The 4,496-nt window shown below is 73.6% G+C and carries 4 protein-coding genes and 1 pseudogene; 4 read left to right on the top strand and 1 reads right to left on the bottom strand.

Features of this window, described 5'->3' with window-relative positions:
* The 3 genes and pseudogenes from AB8Z36_RS31205 to AB8Z36_RS31195 all read left to right on the top strand — a co-directional run.
* Positions 1-415 (top strand): annotated as a pseudogene (locus tag AB8Z36_RS31205) (hypothetical protein); the annotation flags it as partial.
* A gap of 18 nt (positions 416-433) precedes the next feature.
* Positions 434-1,372: a DUF6895 family protein gene (locus tag AB8Z36_RS31200; protein WP_369216747.1), complete on the top strand. Its 939-nt coding sequence runs from the start codon at positions 434-436 to the stop codon at positions 1,370-1,372.
* Positions 1,369-2,523 carry a serine hydrolase domain-containing protein gene (locus tag AB8Z36_RS31195; RefSeq protein WP_369216746.1) on the top strand — a complete coding sequence of 385 codons (1,155 nt, stop codon included), beginning with the start codon at positions 1,369-1,371 and terminating at the stop codon, positions 2,521-2,523. Before AB8Z36_RS31200 ends, AB8Z36_RS31195 begins: the two co-directional genes overlap by 4 nt.
* Before the next feature lie 185 nt (positions 2,524-2,708).
* On the opposite strand, the gene AB8Z36_RS31190 is transcribed toward AB8Z36_RS31195, so the two are convergent.
* Positions 2,709-2,951, bottom strand: coding sequence for a DUF6411 family protein (locus AB8Z36_RS31190; RefSeq protein ID WP_369216745.1), 243 nt, complete (start codon positions 2,949-2,951; stop codon positions 2,709-2,711).
* Between the two features lie 180 nt (positions 2,952-3,131).
* On the opposite strand from AB8Z36_RS31190, the gene AB8Z36_RS31185 reads away from it, so the two are divergent.
* Positions 3,132-4,355 (top strand): phospholipase D-like domain-containing protein, encoded by a 1,224-nt coding sequence (locus AB8Z36_RS31185; RefSeq protein WP_369216744.1) that lies wholly within the window; start codon positions 3,132-3,134, stop codon positions 4,353-4,355.
* The last annotated feature ends 141 nt before the right edge of the window (positions 4,356-4,496 follow it).

Raw genomic sequence — 4,496 nt, 5'->3', positions numbered from 1 at the left:
GGACTGGGCCACCGCGAGTCTGCTGGCCCGCTTCTCCGGCGGTGAGATCCTGGCGCCCATGCCCGCCGGGGCCCCCGTCCCGGACGGCTCCGACTGGCAGCGCTGGTCCGTCCGCATGGGCCAACTCTCCCCCCTCGCCCTGCCGGGGCTCGAAGGGCCCGTGCACGCCGCCGCGCGGGCCGCGCCGCTCGCCCTGGCACGCGGCGCGAGCCGTGCCGTGCTGCGCCGCGACTTCCCCACCGCCATGCGCATCACGCGCTGGCTGGCCCTGCTGAGCGCGGAAGGCGTGCGCCTGCCGCTCGACCCGGCGCCCCTGGTCGAGCATCTGCGCCTGCTCGGCGGCGGGCCCCGCCTCGCACTCGACGCGGCGATCGCCGGGCGCCTCCTCGCCCCGGCCGGACGCGCACCCGCCTGACCCCTCCCGGGAGACCCCATGACGGCAACCGCGACCCGGACAGCGCACCACGTGAGCACCCGGGCCCTGGCCTGGCTCCACGAGCACCACGAGATCGGCGCGCTGCCCCCCGACACCACCGCCGATCTCGGCGACCCGGACAGCGTCTACAAACCGCTCGGCGAGACCGCGCTCGCCGCCTCCCTCGTCCTGCGCGAAGCGGTCGCAGGAAGCGCCCAGCTCCGGATGGCCCGTGCACTCCTCGACTTCGGCTGGCGGCAGCTCGGCACGGGCGACATGCTGTACGAGCGGCTCCTGCGGTACTCGATGATGACCGACCCGCTGGAGGCCTACGCGCCCTTCGCCCGCAGCGGCCTGCGCCACGAGCCCCTCAACCGGCTCCTCGCCCACACGACGGCGCTGCGGTCCGTACGGGGCGCGGAGATGATGCCCAACCGGCGGCTCGCCGTGGCCAACGCGGCGCGTGTGATCGGCCTCGACGAGGACGACCGGTCCTACGACTGGCCCGCGCTCACCCGCGCGACCTGGCTCGGGGCCCTGCCCGAGCCGTGGCTGGTGGACTGGATGACCGGCTACTCCGCCACCCACACCGTCTTCCACCTCACCGACTGGGGCGCCCGCCCCGAGGGGCTGCCCGCCGACCTCACCGCGTACGTGACCACGTGGCTGCCGGTGTGGATCGACATCTGGGCGGAGGCCGAACAGTGGGACCTGGTGGGCGAGCTGATGCTCGTCGGCTGCTGTCTCGACGAGCCCTACTGCGAGCCCGCGGACTGGGAGCGGCTCGCCGCGGTCCAGCACGAGGACGGGCTCGTGCCGCGCGACGGCGATCCGGTCTCCGAGGACCGCACCCGCCGGTTCACCGATCACCAGCACACCGCCGTGGTCGCCGCCATCGCCGGAACCCTCGCGGTCTCCCGCACGCTGGGCGGCGAGGCGCCGACGGCGGCGGCATGAGCCGCGACGGTCCGTCCAGGGCCGCCCCGGGCACCGCGCGTGGCGAACGGCCACCGGGCGGCGCGGCCGGGGTCGCGGCACGTCTGTCCGACGAGAGCACACCGCGCGGCCCCGCCTGGGCCACCGCCCTCCTCGCCGGACTGCGCGATGCCGCCCCCGGGGCCAGCGCGGTGGCGCTCGCGGTGCGGCGGGGGCCGCACCAGGTGGTCGTGGCCACCGGCGGGACCCGGTGGGAGGGCGGGAGCCCGGCCGGTCCCGGCACCAGGTTCGAGATCGGCTCGCTCACCAAGACGTTCACCGCGCTGCTGCTCGCCGAGATGGTCGCGCGCGGCGAGGTCGCCTACGACGATCCCGTCGCCCGCTTCCTGCCGCGCGGCGCCGCTCCGAGACAGCGCGGCGCCCCCATCACCCTCGGCCATCTGGCCACCCACACCTCGGGGCTCCCACGGGTGCCCCCGGGCTTTCTGCGCGGCAGCGCGTCCGCCTACTTCAGCAACCCCTACGCCCACTGCTCCCCCGATGAGCTGTGGCGCGCACTCGCACGTATCAGACCGCGGGCCGCTCCCGGCACCCGCGTGCACTACTCCAACCTCGGGGTCGGCCTGCTCGGCGAGGCGCTCGTCCGTGCCGCGCACGGCCCCGATGGCGGCTACGGCCCGCTGCTCGACGAGCGCGTCCTGCGCCCGCTCGGCCTGGCCCGTACGAGCTGCGACACCGACCAGCCGCAGGCCACCGGCTACTGGCACGGCCGGGCACGCCCCGCCTGGCGGATGCCCACCCTGGCGGGCGCCGGGGCGGGGCGGTCGAGTCCACGCGATCTGCTGGCGTTCCTGGACTGTCTGACGGACCCGGCGACGGCGCCCGCGGCGACTCCGGAGCCGCTGCGGGCCGCGCTGGCCGACGTCACCCGGCCCCGCATCGCCCTGCCGCGCACCGGCAGGCGCATCGCCCTCGTCTGGAACATCCGCCCGCGCCCCGGCCACGCCCTCTACCACCACTCCGGGGGCACCCGCGGCTTCACCGCCTTCGCGGGTTTCGACCCCCGGCACCGGATCGCCCTGGCCGCGCTGGCCAACACACACCCCTCGCCGACCGGCGCGTTCATCCAGCGGGCCTATCTGGGCCTGTGGGCGCTGGCCCAGGAGGAGTGAGCCACTGCGACGGCATGCGTGAGCGGCCGCGTCTCTGTCCCACGAGGACGCGGCCGCCCAGTTCACACCCGGCACCGCCCACTGACCATTCACAACGGTGCCTCACAGGTTGTCACCCCTGTAGTTCCCGGGTGCCCGATGCGGAGGCACCTACACCCCCTGAACCGGGATCAGTTCGCGCAATGTCAGAACGGCATGCGGCCACGGGCCCTGCGGCCCGCGGCCCCACTGCGGCCCACGGCCTTGGAGCTGGAACGGAAAGGCTTGCTGAAGATGCGCCCCAGCACGCCCGGGGCCTTGCCGCCCGCCCGCGAACCCATGCCGAGCCCGCGCTGCGTCCCGCGCTCGGGGTGGCGCGAAAGGCGTGGCACGAAGAAGGCGAGTACGGCCAGGACCACGCAGACGGCGACGATACCGACGACAACCATGGAGGCTCCTTGAGTGGAGTCGAGTCGAATGGACCGAGGTCTTGTCACCGAGGTCCTCTTCCGGATGCCCGGCCGCACGCACCACAATCAGGGTGGCGTACAGTCTGCTCGCCGCGCGGCCTGTGCCGGACCGGGCAGCGGCGGCCCCTCTCCCCCTTCGTGTGCCGGCCAGGTGACTTCATGACCAGTACGCAGGACCGGCCGGAAGCGGCCGTCGACACCGCGCAGAGACCCGATGCCGAGCTCTTCGCCTACCGGGTCGCCCGCATCCGCCGGCGCCTGGAGCGGCTGATAGGCATCGCGGCGACCGAGGGCAACGCCCTGGTCCCCCTCCGTAACGGCGATGAGATCTTCACCGCGATGCTCGACGCCATCGAGGGCGCCGAGCACACGGTGGACATGATGACCTTCGTCTACTGGAAGGGTGAGATCGCCCACCGTTTCGCCCTGGCGCTCGCGGGCCGCGCCCGCCGGGGGGTGCGGGTGCGGCTGCTCCTCGACGGCTTCGGCAGCCGCCTCATCGAGAAGGATCAACTGGAGCTGATGGAGCGGGCCGGAGTGCACGTGACGTGGTTCCGCAAGCCGATGTCGCTCTCGCCGTTCAAGCAGAACCACCGCTGCCACCGCAAGGTCCTCGTCGTCGACGAGTCCGTGGCGTTCACCGGCGGCGTGGGCATCGCCGAGGAGTGGTGCGGCGACGCCCGCGACGAGCACGAGTGGCGCGACACGCATGTCTCGGTGCGCGGCCCTGCGGTCGACGGCATCGCCGCCGCCTTCGCCCAGAACTGGGCCGAGTGCCACGAGGAACTCTTCGACGAGCGGGACCGGTTCATCGACCTGCCCCCGCAGGGCGACGCGGTGGTCCAGGTCGTGCGCGGCTCCGCCAGCTTCGGCTGGCAGGACATGCAGACGCTGATCCGGGTGATGCTGGAATCGGCCGAGGAGCGCTTCCGCCTCGCCACGGCCTACTTCGCGCCGGACGCCTACTTCGCCGAGCTGCTCTGCGCCGCCGCGCGCCGCGGGGTCGAGGTGGAGATCCTGCTGCCGGGCCCGCACACGGACAAGCGGGTCTGCCAGCTGGCGGGCCAGAACTTCTACGAGGACCTGATGGCGTGCGGCGTACGCATCCACCAGTACCAGCCGACGATGATGCACGCGAAGATCATCACGGTGGACCGGGTCGCGGCACTGGTCGGCTCGACCAACTTCAACCGGCGCTCGCTCGACCACGACGAGGAGGTCATGCTCGCCGTCCTCGACCCGGAGTTCACGGCCGTCCTCGACGGACACTTCGAGGACGACCTGGCCGTCAGCGAGCGGATCGAGAAGGGGCGCTGGCAGCGTCGCTCACTCGTGCAGCGGTCCAAGGAGTACGCGGTGGTGCCGATCCGCCGCTTCCTGTGACCGTGTGCGGGGCGCGGGGCTCCTCGGGCAGCATGCCCACGGGGCGGCCCGATGAGCGTTCGGCGCCTTTCACGGCGATCTCGCCGACGATGTGCGCGGCGGGCTGGATCTCGTCGCGCGGTGTGCCGCGCGGGGCGTCGG

Source organism: Streptomyces flavofungini, assembly GCF_041028215.1.
GTDB classification, from domain to species: domain Bacteria; phylum Actinomycetota; class Actinomycetes; order Streptomycetales; family Streptomycetaceae; genus Streptomyces; species Streptomyces flavofungini_B.
The sequence above is the reverse complement of the archived record's forward strand: the minus strand, read 5'-3'. Positions and strand labels throughout refer to the sequence as shown.